Raw genomic sequence first — 1,388 nt, 5'->3', positions numbered from 1 at the left:
TGGCTAGTACAACATCCCGTAAATAGGTTGAATAATTAGTCGCCTCGGATATCATGGCGGGATGAGCCGAGGCCGCCAAGCAACGCCAGTGAAACTGGCGAAGAAAGAACAACAGGAATTGTTATCGCTGATCGAACGCAAGACGGCTGCGCAGCGAGATGTCATGCGCGCACGAATCGCGTTGTGGGCCCACGAGGGTCACTCCAATACCGTCATTGCGCGGGAATTGGATGTATCGGTACAAACGGTCTGCCTGTGGCGTAAGCGCATTGCCAAGCACGGTGCCCAAGGTATTCGCGAGGGCGAGCGTAGTGGCCGTCCGCCACGCATCACGCACGAGGCGCGGCTACAGTTGATCGCGCTGGCGCGTGAAACGCGGGAACCTGAGGGGCGGGTTACGCCTACACTCGACGAGATTGTGGCGCGCGCCGTGGAACGCGGTGTCGTCGGGCAGATCAGCCGCAGCCAGGTGCAGCGCATACTGCAGGCCGGCGACGTGCGTCCGCACCGGGTCCAGCAATGGCTACACAGCCCAGATCCGGCCTTTCGCGAGAAGGTCAACGGAATTTGCAAGCTGTACCGTAAGGCGCCTCGCAACGCGGTGGTGCTCAGTATCGACGAGAAGACCGGCATTCAGGCCATCGAGCACAAGTACCCGGGACGCGCGCCCGTGTGCGCTGGACGTCCATACCGGACAGGTGCTGGCAGAATGCCGCGACCGGCGCACCCAGGATGATCTGGTCGCCTTCATGGAGCGCGTCGTGCAAGCGCGTACCCGGACAGCAGGTGCACGTGGTGTGGGATAACCTCAACACGCATCGCGCCGAAGCCGTCTGGCAGGCGTTCAACGCGCGGCACGATGGGCGGCTTCACTTCCACTTCACGCCGTTGCACGCGAGTTGGGTCAATCAGATCGAGCTCTGGTTTGCCTGCTACACGCGCCGAGTGCTGCGCCATGCGAGCCACACCAGCATTGCGCACCTGCGCGAACGCACCGAGCAGTTTGTCGGCGCGCACAATCAGGTGGCCCGCCCGTTCAAATGGAGCTTCCGGGGCTATCCACTGCAAACCGGCGCATCGTAATCGAGAATCGACATGCCAGCCTTACCCGCCAAACCTGCCGAATTGCAGCGGCAACTGCGCAGCCTGCTCGGCCACGAGCAGATCATCACGCAAGCCTACGGACGTCACCTGCTGATCAAACGTCTGGACGACGAGGAGCCGACGGTGGTGGCCCGGCTGACCGAGCTCGGCCGCCAACGCTATGGAGCCGCCTTTCGTACCCACAGTGGGCGTTGGGAGCCACTGCCTGGCACCGGCACACTCGACGAGATGGCCCAGTTGATCATCACGCTCCTGGAGCCCTATTTACAGCCCGATAATTATTA

The 1,388-nt window shown here is 62.0% G+C and carries 1 protein-coding gene and 1 pseudogene; both read left to right on the top strand.

Annotation, left to right across the window (positions count from 1 at the left end):
- Nucleotides 1–61 precede the first annotated feature (61 nt).
- Nucleotides 62–1,083, top strand: a pseudogene (locus tag J8I34_RS34045) (transposase).
- 12 nt (nucleotides 1,084–1,095) lie between these two features.
- Nucleotides 1,096–1,388: hypothetical protein (locus tag J8I34_RS34040; RefSeq protein ID WP_209808562.1), on the top strand; the 293-nt coding region annotated here is incomplete at its 3' end.

It is taken from the genome of Cupriavidus phytohabitans (assembly GCF_017815025.1).
Lineage (GTDB): Bacteria > Pseudomonadota > Gammaproteobacteria > Burkholderiales > Burkholderiaceae > Cupriavidus.
This window is presented reverse-complemented; position numbering and strand designations above follow the sequence as displayed.